Origin of the sequence: Streptomyces sp. NPDC001544 (assembly GCF_042894285.1) — a bacterium.
GTDB lineage: Bacteria > Actinomycetota > Actinomycetes > Streptomycetales > Streptomycetaceae > Streptomyces.
In genome coordinates this window covers 865,894-889,993 of record NZ_JBIAVN010000002.1, presented here as the reverse complement: position 1 = coordinate 889,993, position 24,100 = coordinate 865,894, and the positions used below count along the sequence as shown (strand labels likewise).

Here is a 24,100-nt window from a genome sequence, read left to right as displayed (position 1 = left end):
GGCTCAGCTCGCCGACCCGATGGCCCCGGCCTGGGCACCGGGGTCCGGCTGCGGTGTCCGCTTCGTCCGGCCGGCCGGCAGCTGCGGTGTCACGAGGAAACTGGCCAGCGTGATGCCGCCGGTGGCGAGGATCGCCGCCTTCAGGCCGTCGAGCTGCGCCGAGGCGTACGACTCCGTGAGGGCGTCGACCTCCGACGCCGGCAGGCCGGCCTGCTCGGCCGCGGAGCGCACCTGTTCGGTGGGCACGAAGCTGATCCCGGCCTCCAGGGCGATCCCGGTCTGTCGGCGGGCCTCGGCGGACAGCCGGGGGTCGTCCGCGATCTGCGTGGTGAAGGCGTGTGCCAGCGAGCCGATGAGGATCGACCCGATGAGCGCGGTGCCCAGGGCCGAGCCGAGGTTCTGCGCGGTGAACTGCAGTCCCCCGACCTCACTGCGTTCCGTCTCGCCGGCGCTCGACTGGACGACGTTGCCCAGCTGGGACGCGAGCAGGCCGACGCCCACGCCCAGCACCGCCATGGCCCCGGCGAACTGCGCGTCGTCGATGACCGGGTCGATGGTGGCCAGCAGCCACACGATCGCCACCACCAGGGTCGTCAGCCCCAGCCGGACCACACGGCGCGGCCCCCACAGCCGTCCGAGCGAGGACGCGCCCAGGGAGGTCACGAGCATGGTGACGGACACCGGGAGCAGGCGCAGCCCCGTCTGGAACGCGTCGAAACCCTGGACGACCTGCAGGTACAGCGGGATGGCGAAGAACAGTCCGAGCAGGATGAGGTTCTGGCTCAGCAGTGTCATCAGGCCGGACCGCAGCGCGGGTCTGCCCAGCAGGGACCGGTGCACCAGGGGGTCGCTGCCCTGCTCGTCACGCCGCCGCTCCCAGCGCAGGAAGAGCCCGAGGACGGCCACACCGGCACCGATGACGAACAGGGTGGGGGCGAATCCCAGGACGGTGAAGGGAGGGTTGACCGGGCGCACCCAGCCCCAGCTGCTGCTCTGGAGCACCCCGAGCACCCCCAGCCCCAGTCCGGCCGCCGAGAGCGCGGCGCCCACGCCGTCGAGCCGCGGGTGCGGATCCATCCTGGGGGCCTCCGTGATCACCCGGCGGCAGGCCAGCACGGCCAGGACGACCACCACCTCGCCTGCGAAGACCAGCCGCCAGGTGAGGTACGTCGTCACCCAGCCGCCCAGCAGCGGGCCGACCGCGACGCCGGCGCCGGCGAGCCCGCCGATGACGCCGTAGGCGACGGCCCGGTCCCGCCCCCGGTACGACTCGGCGACGAGGGCGGCCATGGCCGGCAGGACCAGGGCGGCGCCGAGCCCTTCCACGACCGACCAGCCCAGCGCGAGCACCAAGAGGGTGGGCGCCGCGGCCGTCACGGCCGACCCGGTGCCGTACACGGCCATACCCAGGAAGAACACCCTGCGGCGTCCCAGGATGTCGCCGAGCCTGCCGCCGGTGATCATGAAGGCGGCCATGACCAGCGCGTACAGCGTGATGACGGCCTGGATGGCGGTGACCTCGGTGTCGAAGTCCTCGACCAGCTGGCTGATGGACACGTTCATCACCGAGGTGTCCAGCACCATCAGGAACTGGGCCATCCCCAGCACGATCAGAGCTCGCCAGTGCGCCACGGTGCCACCTCGCCGAGTCGGCCCGGAACGCCGTCTGAGCAGGCCGGGCGGGGGCGGGCGCGACCCAACCCCCGCCCCCATCGCACCCGAGGAACCCACCGGGCGCCTCACCCGCGACGGGCGAGATTCGACGCTCCGATCGGCCCTGGGGAGAATCTGGGGAGTTTCGAATCACACACGCCCACCGCCCTACCTCCCGAGCAGACCGTCGATGGCATGGCCCGCAGCGCGGCCCCGGCCTCGTCGTCCCGCACCGTGAACGCCCCGGCCGGCCACTGCTGCCGGGTGCGGAAGCAGACACCGTCCCGCCTGCAGAACGCCCGCGCCGCTCCTGGGCGGCGGCGTTCTCCAGGGTCGTGGGGTTCATGCGCAAAGCAGCGCATTCCCTTCCTTCGTGTACACGTGCCCGGCTTTCTCGGCCAACGCCCCTGTGGGCAGCCGATAGTGGGTTGCACCGCCGGGCCCGGGATCCGGCGGTGTCCGGCGGAACAGCGCTACTGCAGAGGTGACACACCATGCCCACTACCAAGGCGAACGACCGTGTCGAGCTCGTCTTCTCCCTCTTCGACGCCGACGGCAACGGCGTTTTGGAGTCGGAGGACTTCGAGCTGATGGGCGAGCGGGTCATCGCGGCGGTGCCCGAGGCCGGCGACAAGGAGAAGAGCAAGATGCTCGGCGCCTTCCGCCGCTACTGGGAGACACTCGTCCGCGAGCTGGACGCCAACGGCGACGGCCGGATCAGCCCGGAGGAGTTCATGGCGATCGTGCTCGACCCCCAGCGGTTCGACGCCACGGTCGACGAGTTCGCGGACGCCCTGGCCGCCATGGGCGATCCGGACGGCGACGGCTTCGTCGAGCGTTCCCACTTCACCGCCCTGATGACGGCCATCGGCTTCCAACGCCCCAACATCGACGCCCTGTTCGACGCCTTCGAGCCGGTCGAGGGCGACCGCGTCCCCGTGGTCACCTGGGCGGACGGCATCCGGGACTACTACCGCCCGGAGAAGGCCGGCATCCCCGGCGACCACCTCGTCGTGGGCACGGCCCGATGACCCTTACCCGAGTTCCCGGACCGGGAGCCCCCTCACGTGCCGTGAAGCCCGTCGTCGGTCTGGCGGTCGGGCGGGGTACCGGACCCGAGGTCGCGGACGTCTTCGAGCGTGTGCTCGGCGCGCTGACCGCAAGGCACCCGCACGGCGTATCGATCGAGCGCTCCCCCCGCCTCTACCACTCCTACGTCTCGCTCCGCGCCGAACGGGACGTCGCCAGGATCCGTGCGCTGACCGCCGAGGACGCGGACCACTACGAGCGGTTCTGCCGTACCCGGGCCGGGCAAGGCACCGAGGCGATCTTCCGCACGGCGATCAACGCCCAGTCCCTCTACCTCGTCCGGCAGCGGCTTCGCACCGTGAAGGTCGACCTTCTCACCGACGCCGGCCGCTCCCTGCTCCTGGTACGGGATCAGGCCCAGGGCTTCTACACCGGGGACAACCGGCACACGCCCGGCGAGGTCACCCGCACCATGACCTTCAGCCAGGAGATCACCGAGGCCGTGGTCACCTATGCCCTGCGGCGAGCCCGGCACGAGTGGCCGGACGGGCACCTCGACCGCATCGTCATGGCCTACAAGTTCCATCTGTTGGACGGCGCCCTCGACGCCTGGGTGTCCGAACTCGCGGACCGGCTCGGCATACGCATCGATCTGTTCCAGCCGGACACGGTCAACCGTAACCTGATCACCCACGGCCTGCCCGACCGCACGCTGATCGTCGCCGGGAACGAGTGGGCCGACATCATGCACGTCATGCTGCTCGACCGGTTCGGCTCCGACCGGCAGGAGAACCGCTGCACCGAGAACGTGTGCCTCGACCCCGGACTGGCCGGCCTGGTCGAGTACCAGACGGTGCACGGATCCGCCGACGACCTCGCCGGGCAGGACCGGGTCAATCCGGTGGCCACGATCCGCGCGGCCGCGCTCGTCGCGGAACGCCACGCCGGATGCCCCGGAGCAGTACGCGCCGCCGAGCAGGCATTGCGGACTCTGGACGCGCGGGGCGTGCACACCCCGGACATGGGCGGGCGGCACTCCACCACCGCCCTGGTCGACGCCCTGCTCGACTTGCTCGACGTACCCGAAGCCGACGGGACGCCGAAGGACGCCACCCTGGTCGCCGGGTCATGACCGGCGGAGAACCGGATGGGACGGCCCTGGTCGTCATGGACCTGCAGAACGACTTCTGCACCGGCCCGACGGCCCTGGCCCGCTTCGGCAAGGACCCCACCGTCCTGGACACAGCTGTCGCCGGCTGTGTCCGCGCGGTGGCCGGGGCCCGCGAACGCGGTGTGGAGGCGCTCTTCGTACGGTTCGTCGGCGACCCCGAGCACCAAGGGGCCGGCTGGCGGCTACGGGACAAAACCCTCGGCAAGCAGCCCAAGTGCCTGGAGGGCTCATGGGGCGCGGAGTTCCACGCCATCGCCCCGGCCCCGGGCGAGCGGGTCTTCACCAAACGCGCCTGCTTCGACGCCTTCCTGGCCGAAGGCTTCGAGGCGCACCTCGCCGCGCGGGGCGTGGGCCACCTGGTCTTCGCCGGGCTGTACGCGGACGTGTGCGTGGACTCCACCGCCCGCTCCGCGTTCCAGAAGGGTTTCCACGTGACCCTCCTGACGGACTGCACCACCGCGCTGCACCTGCCGTACGACGCCGTGCTGCGGTTCATGCGCGCCGTCTACGGCGCCCGAACCACCACCGCGGACGACCCACAGGCATGGACCGCACCCATGCTGCGAGCCGAGGAGGAGTAGTGCGTAATGCCGCGGAGCTGAACGCCGGTGTGGCCGAGGGCGTGGGCCGCACCGCCCTCCTGGTGGCCGCGGCCCGTGCCATCGAAAGTCATCGCCCCGACGCCCTGGCCCGGGACCCGTTCGCTGAGCACTTCGTGCGCGCGGCACCGGCCTCGGCCGGCTGGCCGGTCCGCCCGGAACAGGTGCCGGCCGATGAGGCCGACCCGCTGTGGGGCCGGCTCGGCCGGTACTTCGGCCTGCGCACCCGCGTCCTGGACGACCACCTGCTCCGCTCGGCACACCGGGGTGTGCGGCAGGTGGTGCTGCTGGGGGCGGGCCTGGACTGCCGGGCGTTCCGGCTCGACTGGCCGCCGGGCTGCGTGGTCCACGAGGTCGACACCGCCGAAATGCTGGCGTTCAAACAGGTGGTGCTCGACCGGATCGGGGCCGCTCCTACAGCCAGGCGCCAGACCCTCGCCGCCGACCTCCGGCTCGACTGGTCCCCCACACTGCTGGCCGCGGGCTTCGACCCCACAGCACCCACCGCATGGCTCGCCGAGGGCCTGATGCTCTATCTCCCAGCGGCGGCCGAGCGCCATCTCATCGCCACGATCAACCGGCTGAGCCCTGCGGGCAGTTCCCTTGCCTACGAGATCAAGGAAATCGCGGAGTCACCGCAGGTGCGAGCCAGCCCCGTCTACACCGCGGCGAGGCAGCGGATCGGCATCGACCTGCTCGCCCTGTTCGACAGCGAGCCACGACCCGACTCGGCGGGCGAACTCGCCCAACAGGGCTGGACGGTGGCCCTCCACACCCCGTACGACTTCACCGCCCTGCACGGCCGCGGTCCCCGCCGGGAGCCGAACGACGCCCTGGCGGCCAACCGCTGGGTCTTCGCCTCGGCCCACCGGTAGCACTGCGCGGAGCAACGGCGGGGACATCGAACGCCGGGGTGGCCAGGTGGAGCACGGCTTCGGAGCAGGCGGACCGGGTGCTGTGAGCTGAGGCTCCTTGTCTCCCGGGACGCTACGACAACGGCGCCCCGACGGGGCACACGCGCGACCCCGTAGGCGTGGCCTGAGCGGCCGGTGGATCAGCTGACCGCGGTCCACTTCTGGTTCTGGGCGCCCGTGCAGGTCACGTCGACGACTGCGACCGGGTGCACCTGGGCGGATATCCCGCACCACTGCGCGAGGTGCTGGGCCTGCGGGTGGAGGAGTTCTGGCCGCTGTCGGAGAAGGAGACCGTCGACGTCCGACACCCGGACGGCACGGTCGGCCGCGCCGACCTGTGGTCCGAGGCCGTCGTACCCGAAGGGGCCGACGTGGTGGCGGAGTTCGGCTCCGGGCACCTCGCAGGGCGGCCGGCCGTCACCCGGCACTCCTTCGGCGAGGGACACGCCTGGTATCTCGCGACGCGCCTCGCGCCCGGGGCCATGCGCGCCCTCATCGACGACGTGTGCCGTACGGCGTCGGTCGCCCCCGTGCTTCCCGGGCTCCCCGAGCACGTCCAGGCGGCCGTGCGCGAGGGCGACGGCGGACGCTTCGTCTTCCTGCTGAACCACGGCCGGGACGAGGTCGATGTCGTACTGCCGGGGCCGATGACCGACGTCCTGCCCCCCCGGTGCGGCCGCCGCCGGTCGCGTCACGCTGCCCGGAGCCGGAGTAGCCGTACTGACCGAACCGTAGACCGCCGGTCGAGCCGCAGGCACCGTTGCAGAAGGAACCCAAGGGACGTCGGCTGCACCCCGCGCTGACATGCTTCGAGGAGGACGCCGCCGGCAAGGACATCGCGGAGTTCGTCGTCGACCGCTGCCTCGCCGCGGGATTCCAGGGCGTCGCCCCCCTGAACACCGAGCTGGCCCGCCCCAGGGCGACCGGATAAGGTGCGCGAGACGGCAGCCTGGTCAGGAGGGGAAGCGTGACCGACACCAGCGACACCCGGCCCGCCGAGGGTGAGGTGCAAGCGCCGCGGCCGAGCCGGCTGCACCGTCTGATGCGCTACCTCCCCCTGATCGCCCCCGTCCTGCTGTGGGCCGTGCCGTGCTGGGTGCTCCTGCACAGCGGCCAGCACTGGCCGCTGACCGTCACGCTGGCCGGCACCGCCCTGTTCGTCCTCGGCCTCATCGGTATGCCGTTCGCGATGACGCGCGGCCACGGCCGGCGCCAGCAGGACCGGGCGGCGATCATCGGTGACACCCTGCTGGGCACCAGCTGGGTTCTGTTCACCTGGTCCGTCCTGCTCGGGGTCCTCCTGCGGCTCGCCCTGACCGTGACCGGTGTCGGCGAGAGCCAGGACCGGGCCCGCATCGTCACCTGGGCCGTCCTCGGCACCACCGCCGTACTGCTCGCCTGGGGGTACGCAGAGGCCCGCCGCGTGCCACGCGTGCGCCGACTGGAGGTGCAACTCCCGCGACTGGGCGCCGGGTTGGACGGCACCCGCGTCGTCCTCATCACCGACACCCACTACGGCCCACTCGATCGCGCCCGCTGGTCGGCGCGGGTGTGCGAGACGGTGAACACCCTGGAAGCCGATCTGGTCTGCCACACCGGTGACATCGCGGACGGCACGGCCGAACGCCGCCGCGCCCAGGCCGCCCCACTCGGTACCGTGCGGGCCACCCGGGCCCGTGTGTACGTCACCGGCAACCACGAGTACTACAGCGAGGCCCAGGGCTGGGTCGACCTGATGGACGAGCTGGGCTGGGAGCCGCTGCGCAACCGCCATCTGCTGCTCGAACGCGGCGGCGACACGCTCGTGGTCGCCGGCGTGGACGACGTCACCGCCGAATCCTCCGGCCTGGCGGGCCACCGTGCTCATCTCGCCGGAGCCCTGGACGGCGCCGACCCCGACCTGCCCGTCCTGCTCCTGGCACACCAGCCCAAGTTCGTCGACCGGGCGGCAGCCGCCGGCATCGACCTGCAACTCTCCGGTCACACCCACGGTGGCCAGATCTGGCCCTTCCACCACCTGGTCCGCATCGACCAGCCCGCCCTCGCCGGCCTCAGCCACCACGGCCCCCGCACCCTCCTCTACACCAGCCGCGGCACCGGCTTCTGGGGCCCGCCGTTCCGCGTCTTCGCCCCCAGCGAGATCACCCTGCTCGTACTCCGCTCCCCGCACCTGCCCGCCTCGCCGTAGGACGGGACGGGCGGATCAGCGCAGGCCTGCGAAGAGGTCGTTCTCGGGCACGGCCGCGCCGGTGGTGTCCTGAACACGTACGAACGTCTCGACGCCCATCAGCTCGGTGAACTTCTGCTGGCCCATCTTGAGGAAGAAGATGTTCTCGCCCTGACTGGCGTGCGCGGCCAGCGCATCGAACTTCTGACCGCCGAACGCGGCGGTGTCCACCCAGGTGGTGATCTCCTCCTCGGGGAGTCCGATCTCGGCCATCGCGGCGGCCTCGGCGGGATCGGGCTCCTGCCAGTCCGCACCCAACTCGCGCATGACCTCCCCGAACCGCTGGAACATCGAGCGGGGCGCCGTCGTCCAGTACACCTTCGGGGTCGGCGCGGTCATCGCCAGCGCCGCCATCGTGATGCGGTTCGCCTGGATGTGGTCGGGGTGGCCGTAGAAGCCGTTCTCGTCGTAGGTCACGACCACATCGGGCTGATAACGGAGCAGGAGTTCCGCGAGTCGGGCCGCACCCTCCTCCACGGGTGTCTGCCAGAAGGATCCGGGGGCGTCGTTGGTCGGCCAGCCCATCATCCCCGAGTCGGCGTAGCCGAGCATCTCCAGGTGACTGACCTTCAGGATCTCGCAACTCGCCTCGAGTTCCTGCCGCCGCATCGACGCGACGGCCGCGGGATCGTGCCCGGGCTCCCCCGGCTTGACGCCTCCCGGCCCGTCACCGCAACTGCCGTCGGTACACGTCACCAGAACCGTGCGGATGCCCTCCGACGCGTAGCGCGCGAGGACACCTCCCGTTCCGGTGGCCTCGTCGTCGGGGTGGGCGTGCACTGCCATGAGCGTCAAGGGCCGGTCATTCATGAAGCAGTCCTCTCAGATGAAAAAGCTTTGGTCCGAGTCTGCGGCGGGCGGACGATCTCCTGGCCTCCCCGTTCCCCGCCCGCACGGCGCCGCCCCCGACCTGTGCAACAGTACTGACCGGATCACCTGTTCCCACCGCCGACCCGGTGCAACGTACGCCCTGGTCGAGCGCCAAGGCCGCTGGGAGGGGCCGCCGAACCGGCCTCCTGGACGGCCCGCGGTCGCGCCCCGCTCCCGACCGGTGACCTCGGGCGGCTTCGGGTGGCTTCGTGCGCGCACGGCGCCGCCGGCCCGACGGCCGCACGATGTCCTTGCGGTCGGCAGATGTGCCCGTTTCTTGTGAACCGTGTGCCGATGTGGTGGCGTTTTACCTGTTTCCTGTGAACCGTGTGCTGGTGTGGTGGCGTGTTGAGCGATGGCTCAAAACCGACCATCGCCTGACCGCAAATCTCCCTTTATGTGCGATTTTGCAAGTTTTATCTGGCATTGGCGGTAAGCGGGTACCACGGGACGGTCAGGACGTGATGACGATTGAATCGGAAGTGAGTGGCGTTCGGTGATGTTCACCCGCGCGTCGCGAGGAGAGAAGAGACGCCGGGCCGCAACGGAGGACGCAGCGCCCACAGCGGCGCCTCCCTCCGCGCTCCCGCCCCCGGCGCCGAGTCCGCTGCCGGACATCGTGCCGCTGACGGCAGAGGAGATCGCGCTGATGCGCGCCACCGTGGCCGCCGTCGGCCCGTACGCCGCGGATATGACGGTGTATTTCTACGCCGTTCTGTTCACCCGCCACCCCGAGGTGCGCGGGCTCTTCCCGGACAACCTGGACACCCAGCGCGACCGGTTGCTGCGTGGGCTGCTGCGGATCGTCGACCTCGTCGACGACCCGGAGAACCTGATCCGGTTCTGCGGCCGGCTCGGTCGCGACCACCGCAAGTTCGGGACGCTGGACGGCCACTACCCCGCGGTGGGCGAGTGCCTGCTCGCGTCCCTGGCCCGCTTCGCCGGCCCGGCGTGGAGCCCGGAGACGACCGCCGCATGGACGCACGGATACGGCATCGTCGCGCAGGTGATGACGCACGCCGCGGCGGAGGACGCCCGCACGGCGCCCGCGGTGTGGGAGGCGGAGATCATCCATCACCTGCACCACGGCCACGGCATCGCGGAAATCACCGTGCGACCCGACGCGCCCTACCCGTACACGGCGGGCCAGTACGCGAGTGTGGAGACCCCCTGGCAGCCCAAGGCGTGGCGCTACTACTCGCCCGCCCACGCGCCGCGACCGGACAACACCGTGACCTTCCACGTGCGTGCGGTGGCCCAGGGTCAGGTCAGCCAGAGCCTGGTATACAGAGCCGGGCCCGGGGACGTGGTGCGGCTCGGACCCACCCAGGGCGACATGACGCTCGACCCGCGCAGCGACCGGGATCTGGTGTGCGTGGCCGGCGGGACCGGCATGGCCCCCATCAAGGCCCTGGTCGAGGACGCGGCCCGCACCGGGACGGGGCGCTACGTCGACGTCTTCGTCGGCGCGCGGACCGCCGAGGAGCTCTACGGCCTGGACGACATGCTCAGGATGTCCCAGCGGCACCACTGGCTCTCTGTGCGCGCCGCGGTGTCGCACGAACGTATCGCGGGGCTGGAGGGCACCCTGCCACGGGTGCTGAACGAGTTCGGGCCGTGGTACCGGCACGAGGCGTTCCTCTCCGGGCCGGTGGACATGGTCACACAGGCCAGCGCCACCCTGGCCCGGCAGGGCATCCCGCAGGAACGGATCCATTTCGACCCCTTCGACGTGCCCGCCCTCGAGGCCGCGTTGCTGCCCCGGCAGTTGCGGGAGCCGCCCGAGGACTGAGCGTCCGGCCCGACCCGGCCGACCGGGCCCCGGCGTGCGGCCACTCGCTTGCCGCGCCCGCCCGCCGGACTCGGCTTCACCCCTTCCGCTCCCGGCCAGGCGGCCGCCGGACCACCGCCGGCGTGCCGGACCCGTGTGAGCACCAGACCCCGAGCAGGAGAGAATCCGGTGCGACTCCCCTTTTCATCCGACCCGGCTCGGCGCCGTCCGTCGGCGCACGAGGCCGTTCTGGCGGCCGCCGAGGTGTTCATCCGCCAGTACGCCACCGAGAACCCGGGCGACGGCGATCCGCGTCGGCGGCTCGCGGAGGTCACCGCGGAGGTGGAGCGCTTCGGTACGTACGTGCACACCCCGGCGGAGTTGGCCTTCGGCGCGCGGGTGGCCTGGCGCAACTCGGCGCGCTGTATAGGCCGTCTCTACTGGAACAACCTGATCGTGCGGGACCTGCGGCACGTCACGCATCCCGACGACATCGCCAGGGAGTGCTTCGAGCATCTGCGGATCGCGACCAACGGAGGCCGTATCCGCCCGGTCATCAGCGTGTTCGCCCCCGATCGCCCCGGCCGTCCCGCCGCGACGCTGCTGGGCGAGCAGCTGGTGCGTTACGCGGACGACCCGCGCAGCTCCCACCGGGTGGCGCTGGCCAGGGACTTGGGCTGGAAGGGTGGCGAAACCCCCTTCGAGGTACTGCCGTTGATGGTGCAGTCCGGCTCCGGCCTGCCCCCGGCGTTCTACGAGGTGCCCGAGGACGCCGTGCTGGAGGTGCCGTTGACACATCCGCGCCATGGCGGGTTCGCCGGCCTCGGCCTGCGCTGGTACGCGGTGCCGGCCGTCAGCGACATGTCGCTGGAGATCGGCGGGGTCACGTACCCGGCCGCGCCCTTCAACGGCTGGTACATGGGCACCGAGATCGGCTCGCGCAACCTCGCCGACACCGACCGCTACAACCAGCTGCCCGCCGTCGCCGAGTTGTTCGGTCTCGACACCCGCGACGAGCGCACCCTGTGGCGGGACCGCGCTCTGGTCGAGCTCAACCTGGCGGTCCTGCACTCCTTCGAGCGGGCGGGGGTGACCATGGCCGACCACCATACGGAGTCTCGGCGATTCCTCGCGCACGTCGAACGCGAGGGGCGGCATGGGCGCCCGGTGCCGACGGACTGGAGCTGGATCGTCCCGCCCCTGTCCGGAGGGGCGACCGCGGTGTTCCACCGCTACTACGCCCCCGAGGACCCCGACCTGCGGCCGGCGTTCGTGCATCGGAACATGACGTGGCCGGTGCGAAGCCCGGCGCCGGTCTGCCCACTGCACTCGGCCAAGTAGCGAGGCATGCGGGACACCGCCCACGACCCGGGCCGGACGCACTCACAGCAGCCGCAGGTCGCGGGCGCGGTGCACCGCGTCGCTGCGCCGGTTCACGGCCAGCTTCCGGTAGGCGCTCTTGAGGTGGGTCTTCACCGTGTTCACCGACACGTGCAGGTCGGCGGCGATCTCCTCGGTGGACATCATGCGGGCCGCCCGCTCCAGCACGTCGCGTTCCCGTCCGCTCAGCTCCTCCACGACGAGCGGCGGTGACTGGGGGGCGGAGCGGGATGCCGGCCCGGCGTCCGGGGGTGGGCCGGGTACGAGCCAGCCCGCGGTCAGCTGCCGCAGCGCCGGCTCGGCCAGGAGAGGGCGGATCCAGGGGCCGGCGTCGCGGAAGGGGCGGCGCAGCCGGTCGCGGCGAGCGTCGAGGAGCGCCTGGGCGAGGAGGCGGCGGGCGGTGGAGGTGTCCCCCGCCCGCAGTGCGGCCTGGGCCCGCACCAGGGCCGCCCGGACGGCCACCGCCGGCCCGGTCCGTCCCTCGCCGTGCAGGTGGGCGAGCAGGTCCAGCGCGCCGCCGGGATCGCCTGCGGCGAGCCGTATCCGCGCGGCCTCCACGGCGTACGCAGGGTGGTCGTCGGGCATCCCCCGGAGCAGCTCGGCGGCGTTCTCGGGCCGCCCTTCGGCCAGGTGGGCGGCGCAGACGAGCAGCGTCTCGTGGCTCCGCGCCCAGGGGGAGGCCACTTCCGCGGACACGGCCGGGCCGGCCGCCTCGAGCGCCGCCCTTGTCCTGCCCCGGGCGAGCAGCAGCCGTGCGGTCACGATGGCCCGTCCCGCCGCGGTCACCGGGTCGTGCACCGCGGCGGGGAGCGCGGCCACCTCGTCGAGAAGGGCCTGGGCGCGGTCCAGTTCGTCGCGGTCGACGGCCACGGCCGCCAGGACCAGCCGTTCGACACCGGAACCGGCCGGCTGGGGCAGGCTGTACCGCTCCGTCTCGGTGACCGCCGCCAGTGCCTTGCGCTCCGCGCGGTCCGGCCAGCCGTTCAGATGGTCGAGCAGGGCCAGGTGCCCCAGCGACTCCTCGCGCGGCAGCACGGTCGCGGCTCCGCCGGCTGAGCCGGCCACCTCCGCGAGGGCGGCACGCGCTTCCTCGAAGTGCCCGGCCCACAGGCGGGTGGCGCCCAGATGGGTCAGCAGCAGGGCGGTGAGTTCGGGGTGCTTTTCCAGGAGGTGGGCGGGGACCTCCTGCAGCAGGTCCTCGGCGGCCGCGGCGGCCTTCTCCGCCCGTCCCGGCGAGCCGGTGAGCCGGGCCGCCAGGGTCTCCAGCAGCGCGCAGGTCAGCCGGCCCTCGGCCTGGCCGGGCGCGTCCTCGGCCAGCCGTTCCTCGGCTCGGCGCAGATGGGCCAGGCCGCGGTCGAGGTCGCTGCGGGACAGCTCGCGGGCCGCCCGTACCAGGTCCGTCGCGGGAGTCGCGGCCTCGGTGCCCATCCGGGCGAACAGTTCGGCGAGGTCGTCGCAGCGCAGGCCGGTCAGCACCTGCCCGATCGCCAGGTCGTCGACGAGCGCGCCGGCGGTGAAGTCCCAGTCCCCCGCGGCGGCGCCGTGCGCGAGGGTCTCGGGCAGGGATCCGGAACCTCGCAGCCAGTGGGCGGCCCGCCGGTGCAGGTCGGGTTCCAGTCCGGGCAGGCGCACCCTCAGGTGGGCCCTGAGTATCTCCCCGAACAGCGGGTGCAGCCGGTACCAGCCGTGCCCGAGGTGCTCGACGAAGGCGTTCTCCCGGTGCAGCCCGGCCAGGATGGACTCGGCGTCGGTCTGTCCGGTGATCGCGTTCGCCAGGTCGGGACAGAAGCGCTCCAGGACACTGACCCGCAGCAGCAGGTCCTGGGTCTGCTGCGGCTGCCGCTTGAGCACCTCGGCCAGCAGGAAGTCGGCGACCGTGCTCCGGTCCGCCTCGAACTCCTTCAGATAGGTCTCCGGGTCGGCGCTCTCCTGTGCGGCGAGGGCGCACAGCCGCAGGCCGGCGGCCCAGCCCCGGGTGCGCTCCACGAGGGCGCGCGCGGAGTCGACGGGCAGGCGCAGTCCGTGCAGCCCCAGCAGAGTGACGGCCTCCTCCGGGGTGAAGGCCAGTTCCGCGTCGCGGATCTCGGTCAGTTCACCGGCCGCCCGGTAGCGGTGCAGCGGCAGCATCGGCTCGGTGCGGGTGACGAGGACCAGGCGCATCGCCCGCCCGGCGTGGCGCAGGACGAATTCCAGCTGCTCGGCGATCTCCGGGGCGGGCACCCGGTCGTACTCGTCGAGGACGACGGTCACGACCCGGTCCTGCCCGCTCAGCCCGGCGGCGAGGGCGGCCAGCAGCCTGCGGTCGACACGCGTCGCCTCGGCCGGGCAGCCGACGTCGTCCGGGACCGGAACGCCGCAGTTCCGCAGGGCGTGCAGCAGATAGGCCCAGAAGATCCCGGGGCGCTGGTCGCCCGCCTCGACGGTGAGCCAGGCGACCGGCTCCGCCAGGCCGGCCGCCCAGTCGGCGACCAGCAGGGTCTTGCCCGCCCCGGCGGCCCCGTTGACCATGGTCAGCGGGGTGCGCAGAGCCTGCTGGAGGTGCTGGACCAGCCGCTCCCGCCGCAGGAACGTGGCGGGCCTGGTCGGCAGCGCGAACCGGGTGTGCAGGATCGGGTCGCCCAGCGGGTCGACGCGCGCGGTGGCCGCCCCCCGCTCGTTCTCGTCGATATCGGCCACTGCGCTCACCGCCGCTGTTCGTCGGGGCTGGGAACAGTGCTCCTTCGATCAGCTTCGCAGCCTTCCCGGACATGCGCGCGGCGACTCGGTCGGACGGCTGGGACGACGGGTTCGCGACCGGCCTACACCTCGACCAGCGCGTCGATCCGGGCCAGCTCCTCCGCGTCGAAGTCCAGGTTGCCGGTCGCGGCCACGCTGTCCGCGAGCTGCTGGGGACTGCTCGCGCCGACCAGGGCCGACGTCACCCGGCCGCCCCGCAGCACCCAGGCCAGGGCGAGCTGTGCCAGGGTCTGGCCGCGGGACTTGGCGATCTCGTCGAGGGCGCGCAGCGTGCCGACCAGTTCCGAGGTCACCGCGTCGGAGTTGAGGAAGGGGCTGTCGCTCGCGGCCCGGGAGCCCTCGGGGATGCCGTCGAGGTAGCGGGCGGTCAGCAGGCCCTGCTCCAGCGGGGAGTAGGCGATGGAGCCGATCCGGAGTTCGTCGAGGACGTCGAGGAGGCCTTCCTCGGGGCGCCGGTCGAGCATGGAGTAGCGCGGCTGGTGGATGAGGAGCGGGGTGCCCAGTTCGCCGAGGATCCGGGCGGCCTCGCGGGTCTGCTCCGGGGAGTAGTTGGAGACGCCGACGTAGAGTGCCTTGCCCTGCTGGACCGCCGAGTGCAGCGCGCCCATCGTCTCCTCCAGCGGAGTGTCCGGGTCCGGGCGGTGCGAGTAGAAGATGTCGACGTACTCCAGGCCCATCCGCTTCAGGCTCTGGTCCAGGGAGGACAGCAGGTACTTGCGCGAGCCCCATTCGCCGTACGGGCCGGGCCACATCAGGTAGCCCGCCTTGGTGGAGACGACCAGCTCGTCCCGGTGGCGCGCGAAGTCGGCGCGGAGGGCGTCACCGAGCGCGGACTCGGCGGCGCCGGGCGGCGGGCCGTAGTTGTTGGCCAGGTCGAAGTGGGTGACACCGAGGTCGAAGGCACGGCGCAGGATGGCACGCTGGGTCTCGACGGGCCGGTCGGGACCGAAGTTGTGCCACAGGCCGAGCGACAGCGCCGGGAGCTTCAGGCCGCTGCGTCCGGTGCGCCGGTAGGGCATGTCGGCGTAGCGGTCGGGGTGTGCGGTGTACAACGCGACTCCAGAGGGGTTGGCACACGGTCTACCGGTGCCCACTCTTCCCCGGGCCGCGTACAGCGGTCCAACAGAAGAATCCGATGGTATTCAGCGGATAGGCTTCTCAATCATGGAACTGCGCCACCTCCAGCACTTCGTCGCCGTCGCCGAGGATCAGCACTTCACCCGGGCGGCGGAGCGGCTCATGGTGTCCCAGTCGGGGTTGTCCGCGTCGATCCGGGCGCTGGAGCGGGAGCTCAGGGCCCCGTTGTTCGTGCGGACCACCCGCCGGGTCACCCTGACCGAGGCGGGGCGCGCGCTGCTCGCCGAGGCGGAACGGATCCTGGCACAGGTGCGGGCGGCGCACGAGGCGGTCGCCGCGGTGCAGGGCGTGCTGCGCGGGACGCTGGCGCTGGGTACCGAGCAGTGCATCGCCGGGGTGCACGTGGCGGGGCTGCTGGCCGCGTTCCGGCGTCGTCATCCGGATGTGGAGATCCGGCTGCGGCAGGCGGGCTCGGGCGCCCTGGCGGAGGAGGTCGCGGCGGGGCGGCTGGACCTCGCGTTCGCCTACCGGACACAGGAGGACTCCGACCAGCTGCGGTCGGTGTCGCTGACCAGCGAACCGATGACGGTGCTGTGCCATCCCAGCCATCGTCTCGCCACGGCGGGCGCGGCGCTGGTCCCGGGCGACATCGGCGGCGAGGTCTTCGTCGACTTCCACCCCGACTGGGGCCCGCGGCGCGCCACGGACGCGGCCTTCGCCGCCGCGGGCGTGCGGCGCACGGTCGCCCTGGAGGTCAACGACGTGCACAGCCTGCTGGACCTGGTGGACGAGAATCTCGGGGTCGCCGTGGTGCCCCGGCACTTCCGGCACAAGCGACCGGCGCTCACGGCGCTGCCCCTGAAGGGGACGGGCGAGGCGGAGTACGAGACCGTCGCCCTCCTGCCGCCGCACACGGGCACCAGCCCGGCCGCCCGGGCGCTGGTCGGCCTGCTCGAAACCGGGGACCCGGCAACGCCCGAGGCCGGGGCCCGCCCCCGCTGACTCCGTCACGGCAGCTGCCGGATACCGGGCGCACGACGGAGCGCGATGCGCCATGGTGGAGGCATGCATGCAAGGGACATCCTCATCGACGGCTACGGCCGCATCCAAGAAGAAGTCCATGCCGTCCTCGACGGGCTAGGACCGGACGATCTGCACGCCCGCCCGGCCCCGGACAACAACTCCGTCGCCTGGCTGGTGTGGCATCTCACCCGGGTCCAGGACGACCACGTCGCCGACGCCTTCGAGCTGGACCAGGTGTGGCTGTCACAGGGCTGGGAGAAACGCTTCGGGCTCGAGCTGCCGCGCCAGGACACGGGGTACGGGCACAGTCCCGCCAAGGTCGCCAAGGTGCGGGTCGAATCGGCCGACCTGCTCACCAGGTACTACGACGCCGTGCACGAGCAGACCCTCGGGGTGCTGCGCGACCTGCCCGCCAAGGACCTCGAACGCATCGTCGACGATCGCTGGGATCCCCCGGTCAGCCTGGGCGTGCGTCTGGTGAGCGTCCTGTCCGACGATCTGCAGCACGTCGGACAGGCCGCCTATCTGCGGGGGCTGCTTCAGAGCGCGGCCGCGTAGCCGGGCAGGACCACGTCCTCGATGAGGGCCCTGCGCTCGTCGAACGGGATGAACGCGCTCTTGAGGGCGTTCACCGTGACCGTGCGCAGGTCCTCCACCGTCCAGCCCGCCTCCTCGACCAGCAGGGACATCTCCCGGGTCATCGTCGTACCGGAGACCAGCCGGTTGTCGGTGTTGAGGGTGACCCGGAAGCCCATGTCCTTCAGGGCGGTGATCGGGTGCCCGGCTATCGAGCCGGCGGCGCCGGTCTGGAGGTTGGAGGTGGGGCACATCTCCAGGGCGATGCGGCGGTCGCGCACCCAGCCGGCCAGCCGCCCGAGCTTGCCGTCGACGATGTCCTCGGTGATGCGCACGCCGTGGCCGATCCGCTGGGCGCCGCACACCTGCACGGCCTGGTGGATGCTGGGCAGGCCGTGCGCCTCGCCGGCGTGGATGGTGAACGGCACGTTCTCCCGGCGCAGGTACTCGAAGGCGGCCAGGTGGTCGGCGGGCGGGAAGCCGTCCTCGGCGCCGGCGATGTCGAAGCCGACGACACCGGCGTCGCGGTAGGCGACGGCCAGGTCGGCGGCCTCGCGGACGCGGTCGAACATCCGCATGCCGCACAGCAGGGTGCCGACCCGGACCGGGGTGCCGGCGGCGGCCGCCTTGGCCATGCCGGCCGCGAGCCCCTCCTGCACGGCCTCCACGACCTCGCTCAGCGCCAGCCCGCCCTTGGTGTTCAGCTCGGGGGCGTAGCGCACCTCGGCGTAGACGACGCCGTCGGCGGCGAGGTCCAGGACGTACTCCTCGGCGACGCGCAGCAGGCCCTCGCGGTTCTGCATGACGGCGAGGGTGTGCTCGAAGGTGGCGATGTAGCGGACCAGGTCGCCGGAATTGGCGGCCTCGAAGTACCAGGCGGCCAGTTCGTCGGGGTCGGTGGTGGGCAGGGTGTGGCCGACCGCGGCCGCGAGTTCGACGACGGTGGCGGGGCGCAGACCGCCGTCGAGGTGGTCGTGCAGGACGGCCTTGGGCAGGCGGCGGATCACTTCGGTGTCTACGCGCGTAGCAGTCATGGCGGGTCTTTCCTTGAGCGGGCGGTTCGCGGCGGCGGTGGGGTCGTGCGCGGGAGGAGCGTGCGGGCGGGCGCGTTCGGCGGTGGCGGCGAAGGGCGCTCAGCCGGCGGGCTGAAGCAGGTCCCAGCGGTTGCCGTACAGGTCCTGGAAGACGGCGACCGTGCCGTACGGCTCGTGGCGCGGTTCCTCCAGGAAGGTCACGCCGGCGGCGGCCATCCGGGCGTGGTCGCGGGCGAAGTCGTCGGTGTGCAGGAAGAACCCGACCCGCCCGCCGGTCTGGTCGCCGACCCGGGCCTGCTGGGCCTCCCCCTTGGCCCGGGCGAGCAGCAGCCCGGTGCCCGCCCCTCCCGGGCCGGGCTCCACGACGACCCAGCGGGAGCCGTCGGGGCGTGGGGCGTCCTCGGCGAGCCGGAACCCGAGGGCGTCGGTGTAGAAGCGGATCGCCTCGTCGTAGTCGTCCACGACGAGGGTGACAAGGGCGACGCGTCTCATCGGGGCCTTTCACCGAGGGGCTGGAGGGGGTGGTTGACGGGTGAGGTTATACGTAAAACTCCTCGGGCGCCAGTCCGAATGAAGGCAACCTGACCTACAGCCGCCTGATCCGCACGACTGGGTCCAGGGCCTGTCCGGCGGATCAGGTCGCAGGACACGGGCGCGGTGCCTCATCGGCGCTGGTGAGCGGGGCGAATGGGGGTGCCCCCGCGCGAGCTCATTCGAGCGTGGGGGAGCGTCCGGCCGCAAGGCGGAGGAGGGCGTCGACGCGATGGGGGTCCCCCCGCGCGAGCTCGTTCGAGCATGGGGGAGTCGGCAACCGACGACAACGCCGGTGGGGGCACCGCCCGCTCGAGCGAAGCCGAGAGTGGGGGAGGGCGTGCCAAGCCCCGCGTCTGCGGCATGATCCGCCGGACAGGCCCTAGCCGCGCTCCTCCCCCTGGGCGACCTCCACCCGGTGGTGGAAGTCGATCACCCCGGTGGCGGAGGCCGCGAAGGACAGGGTGGCGCATGCGACGAGTACGAGGGCGATCCAAGGGGTGGCGCGGCGCGGCGCGGCCAGGAGGGCCTGTACGCGCTGGGGGACGGGCCCGGTCGCCATACCGGGGGCGAGGTCCGGGCGGGCACCGCGGGCGGCGTGGCCCACCAGGGCGGCGCGGGCGATGGCGCGGGCGGTCAGACGCCGGTCGCCGACGGCGCCTGCCGCTGCCTCGTCCGCGGCGCGCTCGGCCGCGAGCCGGATGGTCTCGCGGACCGGACGCAGCGCGGGGTGGAGTTGCGCGGCGAGTTCGGCGGCGGCGAGGAAGTAGTGGTGGCCGCCCTGGTTGTGGGCCCGTTCGTGGGCGAAGAGGACCTCCCTCTCGGCGGCGTCAAGACTGCGCAGCATCCCGGTGGTGACGACGATCCGGTGGCGTCGCCCGGGCAGCGCGTACGCGTCGGGGTGCGGCGAGTCCACCACGCACAGGTCGCCCACGGCGGGGCCGCGCCCGGCCGCCGAGCGGGCCGCACGCAGGGCGCGGGCCTGACGCAGCACCGAGCGGACGAGGGCCCAGGCACACACGGCCAGCGCGCCGACGGAGGTGGCGGCCGCCGGGACCACGAAGATGTCGGAGGCGGTGCGCAGCGGGTGGACGAGTTCACCGAGCGCGGCGAAGACGGACAGCTTCAGCAGCCCGGTGAGCACGAAGGCGCCGAGCGCGGCGAGCGAGCAGCCCGCGCACACGACCGCCGAGACGGTGATCGCCCAGAGCGCGGCCTCGGGCACGAGCCGGTCGACGGCCCGACGGGCCAGCGCCGGCAGGGCGAACGGCAGCACCAGCGGCAGAAGCAGCAGGACGGTCATCACTTTGCGGGGGGTTCCAGCAGGTCCCGCAGGATCCGCTCGTCGTCGGGGTTGAGCTGGGCGACGAAGCGGGCGAGCACGGTCTCGCGGTCGCTGTCCCGGTCGAGTTCGGTGTGCATCCGCCGGGCGGTGAGGCCTTGGGCGTCCTGGACCGGGAAGTAGGCGTACCCCCGCCCCTGCCGCCGCCGGTCGACGACACCCTTGTCGTGCAGGCGGGACAGGATCGTGGTCACCGTGGTGCGCGCCAGGCCGGCGCCCAGGCTGAGCTGCACCTGACCGGGTGTCTGGGGCGCACCGGCGGCCCAGAGCGCGGCCATGACGCTCGCTTCCAGCTCGCCGGCCGGGCGGCGCTCATCCTTCGCGTCGCTCATGGGAACGTTCCTCACCCCGTCCTCGTCCACCCCCGGTGGACCGTCTGCTCGTCGCGGTCGGCCGGATGCCGTCCCACGGCTGTACCCGCATCCCCATTATGGAAGGGACCGCCCGGTGTGCACCGCGTTCAGCCGCTCCAGTTCGCCGTCGGTGAGCCGCAGGGCTCCCGAGGCCACGTTCTCGGCCAGGTGGCCGGGGTTGCCGGTGCCCGGAATGGCGAGCACGTGACGGCCCTGGTGGAGGGTCCACGCGATGCGGATCTGCACGGGGGTCGCCCCGTGATCGCGGGCCACGGCGAGCACCTCGTCCCGCTCGTCCCCGGTCGGGCCGTGCGCTCCGCCCTCGCCGGCCACGGCGAAGAACGGTACGAACGCGATGCCCCGTTCCCCGCAGATCCGCAGAAGCTCGTCGGTACGGGGGTCGGGACTGTCGAGCCCGTACCGGTTCTGCACGCACACCACCGGCGCGATCTCGAGCGCCTGAGCGAGATGGCGCGGCTCGACGTCGGACACACCCAGGTGCCGGATCAGTCCGGCCTCGCGAAGCTCGGCCAGGGCCCCGAAGTGCTCGGCGATCGACTCCTGCCGCATCCGGCGGAGGTTGACCACGTCGAGGTGGTCGCGTCCGAGCTGGCGCAGGTTCTCCTCGACGTGCCCGCGCAGCTGGTCCGGCCGGGCGGCGGTGCCCCATGCTCCGGAGTAGTCGCGGAAGGGGCCGACCTTGGTGACGATGACCAGGTCGTCGGGGTACGGAGCCAGCGCGGTGTTGATGAGTTCGTTGGCGGAACGAGTCGAGGAGAAGTAGAAGGCGGCCGTGTCGATGTGGTTGACGCCCAGTTCGACCGCCCTGCGCAGCACGGCGAGGGAGCGTTCCCGGTCGCTCGGCGTGCCGTGGTGGAAGGGCCCGCTGCCCGTCAGCCGCATGGCGCCGAAACCGATGCGGTGGACGGGGAGATCGCCGAGCTGCCAGGTGCCGGACGCATCCGCGGTGATCGGTGAAGTGGTCATCGACGGAGTCTCGCACGCCCGCGCGCACAGCCGGGCGGGGGTCTCACGGCCACTGGCGTCGGCGCCGTTCGAGGTGGGCCCGCTCGGCCGGGCTCCGCGCGGAGGACGGCCTCGACATCGGGGGTTTCCGGCATCAGTACCGGTCCACGTCAGTGCTGGTCCACGAAGGGGCGCACCTCGATGGGGAGGGTGGTGGCCAGGGCCGCCTTGCGGCCCCACTCCAGGGCCGCGTCCAGGTCGGGGGCCTGGATCAGGCACAGGCCGCCCAGGTACTCCTTGCCCTCGGCGTACGGTCCGTCGGTGACGAGGACGTCGCCGTCCTTGGGCCGCAGCACGGTGGCCGTCTCCGGGCCGTGCAGCCCGCCGGCGAAGACCCAGGCCCCGGCCTCGCGCAGCTCGTCGTTGAAGGCCCCCACGTCGCGCATGATCCCGGCGAGCGCGGCGGGCTCGGGCGGCTGTCCGCCGGTCGGCGTGACCACGCTGAGCAGATAGTGCTTCATGACGTCCTCCTTGGCGTCCTGGGGGTGCTCCCGGTAGGGGTTGTCCTGCTTCCCACACGAACGGCACACCCCCGGATCGTCACCTCTGCCGGCGGAACCGGGAGAATTCTCCGTATGACCATCGCAGCACACCCCCTCGTCGACCGCGCCCGCCGGCTCGCGGACGAGCTGCTCGCGCCGAACGCGGAGCGCGTCGACCAGGGGGAGGTTCCCGTGGGTCACATCGACGCGGTCAAGCGGTCGGGGCTGCTCGGGGTGAGCGCGCCGACGGCGTACGGCGGCTCGGCGGCGCCCGCCCCGGTGGCGCGGGAGACGGCCGAGATCCTGGCGGGGGCCTGCTGCTCCACGTGGTTCGTGCAGACGCAGCACCACACGCCGGTGCAGGTCCTGGCCAAGAGCGAGGCGCCGGTGCGGGAGCGTCTGCTGGGTCCGCTGGCGCGCGGCGAGCTCATGTCAGGGGTGGCGTACGCGCATCTGCGGTCCCATCCGCGCACTCCGGTGCGGGTCACCCGCGGCCGGGGCGGACGGCGGTTCGACGGCACCGTCCCCTGGTACACCGGCTGGGGTCTGAACGACGTGCTGCTGCTGGCCGGGACCACCGACTCCGGCGAGGTGGTCTTCGCCTTCACCGAGGCCCGTGACCAGCCCGGACTGCGCGCGTCGCGGCCCATGCGTCTGGCGGCCCTCACCGCGGCCCGCACGGTGTCGCTGGAGCTGGACGGACTGTGGCTGCCCGAGGAGGCGGTGGCCCTCCGGATGCCGTACGAGAGCTGGGCGGCGACCGACCGCGACAGGACGGTCAACGCCTCCCCCGCGGTGTTCGGTGTCGCGGAGGCGGCCCTCGCCCTGCTGGACGAGGAGACGGCCGCTCCGATCCGCGCCCGGCTGGCCGAGGTCCGCCGCCGGGCCTACACCCTGGCCGACGAGCCGCCGGCATCCGAAGAGCACCTGACGGAACGGCTGGCGCTGCGGACACAGTCGTACGACGTCATGCGAACGGCGACCACCGCGGCGGTGGTGGCCGGTGGCGGCCGGGCGCTGTCCCTGGACAGCAAGGCCCAACGCCTCGCCAGGGAGGGGATGTTCCTCCTGGTGCAAGGGCAGACGGCCCGGTCGCGCGGGGCTCACCTCGATGCCCTGACGGGGCGTGGGCCTCAGCTCGCGAACGGCACCTGAGCGGCGGGGGCGGTGTCCCGTTCGAAGGGATGCCGCCACACCCCGCGTACGGCGAGCCTGGGCAGCACCCCCTCGCCGAACCAGTAGGCCTCCTCCAGATGCGGATACCCGGACAGGACGAACTCCTCGATGCCGAGGGCGGCGTACTCCTCGATCCGGTCGGCGACCTCGTCGTGGCTGCCCACCAGGGCCGTCCCCGCGCCCCCGCGCACCAGCCCGATCCCGGCCCACAGGTTGGGGTGGATCTCCAGCCCGTCCCGGCCGCCGCCGTGCAGCGCGAGCATCCGCTGCTGGCCCTCCGACTCGCTGCGGGCCAGCCCGGCCTGCACGGCACCGACCGTCTCGGGGTCGAAGCCGTCCAGCAGCCGGTTTGCCTCGGCCCAGGCCTGTTCCGCGGTGTCCCGGGTGATGACGTGCAGCCGGATCCCGAACCGCAGCGTCCGGCCCTCCTTCGCGGCCAGTCCCCTGATCCAGGCGATCTTCTCGGCGACCTGGGCGGGCGGCTCCCCCCAGGTGAGGTACACGTCCACGTGCCGGGCCGCGACCTCACCCGCGATCGGCGAGGACCCGCCGAAGTAGACCTCGGGCACCGGGTCCGGCACCCGGGCCAGCCTCGCGTCCTCGACCTGCAGGTGCTCGCCGTGCAGATCGACGGTCTTGCCCTCCCACAACTCCCTCACGATCTGCAGGAATTCACCGGTACGGCGGTAACGGGAGTCCTTGTCCAGGAAGTCGCCATAGGCACGTTGCTCGTGGCTCTCACCGCCGGTGACCACGTTGAGCAGCAGCCGCCCGCCCGTCTGCCGCTGGAAGGTGGAGGCCATCTGCGCGGCCAGCGTGGGTGAGACGAAGCCGGGCCGGAAGGCGACCAGGAACTTCAACCGCTCGGTGTTCTGACTGACCATCGCGGTGGTCAGCCAGGCGTCCTCGCACCAGGCACCGGTCGGGGTGAGCGCGCCGACGAAGCCGAGGTCCTCGGCGGCCCGGGCGATCTGGCTCAGATAGGCGACCGTCGGCGGCCGGTCCCGCCCGGAGGCGGTGGCCGGGGTGCCGTGGCCACCGCCGACGACGTGGCGGCTGTCGCCGTTGGTGGGCAGGAACCAGTGGAAGGTGAGGGACACGGGGGGGTCTCCGATCGGGGGGTGTCCGTG

23 protein-coding genes are annotated in these 24,100 nt (G+C 72.5%); 12 read left to right on the top strand and 11 right to left on the bottom strand.

What is annotated here, in order from left to right:
* Window positions 1-3: 3 nt before the first annotated feature.
* The gene (locus tag ACFY0F_RS09315) at window positions 4-1,632 is read right to left on the bottom strand and encodes an MFS transporter (RefSeq protein ID WP_388791115.1); all 1,629 of its coding nucleotides are present in this window, start codon (window positions 1,630-1,632) and stop codon (window positions 4-6) included.
* A 515-nt stretch (window positions 1,633-2,147) separates the two neighbouring features.
* Here ACFY0F_RS09315 and ACFY0F_RS09310 point away from each other — a divergent pair.
* The 7 genes from ACFY0F_RS09310 (at window position 2,148) to ACFY0F_RS09280 (ending at window position 7,554) form a co-directional block, all read left to right on the top strand.
* Complete coding sequence (locus ACFY0F_RS09310; RefSeq protein ID WP_388791113.1) at window positions 2,148-2,684, top strand: EF-hand domain-containing protein; 537 nt, start codon at window positions 2,148-2,150, stop codon at window positions 2,682-2,684.
* Between the two features lie 41 nt (window positions 2,685-2,725).
* A complete protein-coding gene (locus tag ACFY0F_RS09305) occupies window positions 2,726-3,814 on the top strand; it encodes an isocitrate/isopropylmalate family dehydrogenase (RefSeq protein WP_388791111.1) in 1,089 nt (362 codons plus the stop codon).
* Entirely contained in the window at window positions 3,811-4,434 is a 624-nt protein-coding gene (locus tag ACFY0F_RS09300) for a cysteine hydrolase family protein (RefSeq protein WP_388791109.1), read from the top strand. The genes ACFY0F_RS09305 and ACFY0F_RS09300 overlap by 4 nt, the downstream gene beginning before the upstream one ends.
* A gap of 29 nt (window positions 4,435-4,463) precedes the next feature.
* Complete coding sequence (locus tag ACFY0F_RS09295; RefSeq protein ID WP_388791343.1) at window positions 4,464-5,327, top strand: SAM-dependent methyltransferase; 864 nt, start codon at window positions 4,464-4,466, stop codon at window positions 5,325-5,327.
* A gap of 245 nt (window positions 5,328-5,572) precedes the next feature.
* Complete coding sequence (locus tag ACFY0F_RS09290; RefSeq protein ID WP_388791107.1) at window positions 5,573-6,169, top strand: beta-galactosidase trimerization domain-containing protein; 597 nt, start codon at window positions 5,573-5,575, stop codon at window positions 6,167-6,169.
* The gene (locus ACFY0F_RS09285; RefSeq protein ID WP_388791105.1) at window positions 6,127-6,297 is read left to right on the top strand and encodes a hypothetical protein; all 171 of its coding nucleotides are present in this window, start codon (window positions 6,127-6,129) and stop codon (window positions 6,295-6,297) included. The genes ACFY0F_RS09290 and ACFY0F_RS09285 overlap by 43 nt, the downstream gene beginning before the upstream one ends.
* 36 nt (window positions 6,298-6,333) lie before the next feature.
* Window positions 6,334-7,554, top strand: a complete 1,221-nt coding sequence (locus ACFY0F_RS09280; RefSeq protein ID WP_388791103.1) for a metallophosphoesterase — start codon at window positions 6,334-6,336, stop codon at window positions 7,552-7,554.
* Window positions 7,555-7,569: 15 nt separating this feature from the next.
* Here ACFY0F_RS09280 and ACFY0F_RS09275 read toward each other — a convergent pair whose 3' ends face one another.
* Complete coding sequence (locus tag ACFY0F_RS09275; RefSeq protein ID WP_388791101.1) at window positions 7,570-8,403, bottom strand: PIG-L family deacetylase; 834 nt, start codon at window positions 8,401-8,403, stop codon at window positions 7,570-7,572.
* A gap of 679 nt (window positions 8,404-9,082) precedes the next feature.
* Between ACFY0F_RS09275 and ACFY0F_RS09270 the strand changes: the two genes are divergently transcribed.
* Both ACFY0F_RS09270 and ACFY0F_RS09265 read left to right on the top strand, forming a co-directional pair.
* A complete protein-coding gene (locus ACFY0F_RS09270) occupies window positions 9,083-10,255 on the top strand; it encodes a globin domain-containing protein (protein ID WP_388791099.1) in 1,173 nt (390 codons plus the stop codon).
* A gap of 168 nt (window positions 10,256-10,423) precedes the next feature.
* Complete coding sequence (locus ACFY0F_RS09265; protein ID WP_388791097.1) at window positions 10,424-11,575, top strand: nitric oxide synthase oxygenase; 1,152 nt, start codon at window positions 10,424-10,426, stop codon at window positions 11,573-11,575.
* 42 nt (window positions 11,576-11,617) lie between these two features.
* On the opposite strand, the gene ACFY0F_RS09260 is transcribed toward ACFY0F_RS09265, so the two are convergent.
* Window positions 11,618-14,290 carry a LuxR C-terminal-related transcriptional regulator gene (locus tag ACFY0F_RS09260; protein WP_388791095.1) on the bottom strand — a complete coding sequence of 891 codons (2,673 nt, stop codon included), beginning with the start codon at window positions 14,288-14,290 and terminating at the stop codon, window positions 11,618-11,620.
* Window positions 14,291-14,412: 122 nt separating this feature from the next.
* The gene (mgrA, locus tag ACFY0F_RS09255; RefSeq protein ID WP_388791093.1) at window positions 14,413-15,402 is read right to left on the bottom strand and encodes an L-glyceraldehyde 3-phosphate reductase; all 990 of its coding nucleotides are present in this window, start codon (window positions 15,400-15,402) and stop codon (window positions 14,413-14,415) included.
* A 112-nt stretch (window positions 15,403-15,514) separates the two neighbouring features.
* Here mgrA and ACFY0F_RS09250 point away from each other — a divergent pair, with 112 nt between their 5' ends.
* Window positions 15,515-16,429, top strand: a complete 915-nt coding sequence (locus ACFY0F_RS09250; RefSeq protein ID WP_388791091.1) for a LysR family transcriptional regulator — start codon at window positions 15,515-15,517, stop codon at window positions 16,427-16,429.
* A 63-nt stretch (window positions 16,430-16,492) separates the two neighbouring features.
* Window positions 16,493-17,008, top strand: a complete 516-nt coding sequence (locus tag ACFY0F_RS09245; RefSeq protein WP_388791089.1) for a DinB family protein — start codon at window positions 16,493-16,495, stop codon at window positions 17,006-17,008.
* On the opposite strand, the gene ACFY0F_RS09240 is transcribed toward ACFY0F_RS09245, so the two are convergent.
* The 6 genes from ACFY0F_RS09240 to ACFY0F_RS09215 all read right to left on the bottom strand — a co-directional run bounded on the left by ACFY0F_RS09240 (window position 16,990) and on the right by ACFY0F_RS09215 (window position 21,773).
* Window positions 16,990-18,060, bottom strand: coding sequence for an adenosine deaminase (locus ACFY0F_RS09240; protein WP_388791087.1), 1,071 nt, complete (start codon window positions 18,058-18,060; stop codon window positions 16,990-16,992). The two genes, ACFY0F_RS09245 and ACFY0F_RS09240, sit on opposite strands and share 19 nt — an antisense overlap.
* Before the next feature lie 99 nt (window positions 18,061-18,159).
* Entirely contained in the window at window positions 18,160-18,552 is a 393-nt protein-coding gene (locus tag ACFY0F_RS09235; protein ID WP_388791085.1) for a VOC family protein, read from the bottom strand.
* A gap of 421 nt (window positions 18,553-18,973) precedes the next feature.
* Window positions 18,974-19,894 (bottom strand): M48 family metalloprotease, encoded by a 921-nt coding sequence (locus tag ACFY0F_RS09230; RefSeq protein WP_388791083.1) that lies wholly within the window; start codon window positions 19,892-19,894, stop codon window positions 18,974-18,976.
* Window positions 19,894-20,265, bottom strand: a complete 372-nt coding sequence (locus ACFY0F_RS09225) for a BlaI/MecI/CopY family transcriptional regulator (protein WP_388791081.1) — start codon at window positions 20,263-20,265, stop codon at window positions 19,894-19,896. The genes ACFY0F_RS09230 and ACFY0F_RS09225 overlap by 1 nt, the downstream gene beginning before the upstream one ends.
* 96 nt (window positions 20,266-20,361) lie before the next feature.
* Window positions 20,362-21,273 carry an aldo/keto reductase gene (locus ACFY0F_RS09220; RefSeq protein WP_388791079.1) on the bottom strand — a complete coding sequence of 304 codons (912 nt, stop codon included), beginning with the start codon at window positions 21,271-21,273 and terminating at the stop codon, window positions 20,362-20,364.
* Between the two features lie 149 nt (window positions 21,274-21,422).
* Window positions 21,423-21,773: a YciI family protein gene (locus ACFY0F_RS09215; RefSeq protein WP_388791341.1), complete on the bottom strand. Its 351-nt coding sequence runs from the start codon at window positions 21,771-21,773 to the stop codon at window positions 21,423-21,425.
* Window positions 21,774-21,887: 114 nt separating this feature from the next.
* Between ACFY0F_RS09215 and ACFY0F_RS09210 the strand changes: the two genes are divergently transcribed.
* Window positions 21,888-22,949 carry an acyl-CoA dehydrogenase family protein gene (locus ACFY0F_RS09210; protein ID WP_388791077.1) on the top strand — a complete coding sequence of 354 codons (1,062 nt, stop codon included), beginning with the start codon at window positions 21,888-21,890 and terminating at the stop codon, window positions 22,947-22,949.
* On the opposite strand, the gene ACFY0F_RS09205 is transcribed toward ACFY0F_RS09210, so the two are convergent.
* On the bottom strand, window positions 22,928-24,070 hold the full coding sequence (locus ACFY0F_RS09205; protein WP_388791075.1) for an LLM class flavin-dependent oxidoreductase: 1,143 nt from the start codon (window positions 24,068-24,070) through the stop codon (window positions 22,928-22,930). The two genes, ACFY0F_RS09210 and ACFY0F_RS09205, sit on opposite strands and share 22 nt — an antisense overlap.
* Between the last annotated feature and the right edge of the window lie 30 nt (window positions 24,071-24,100).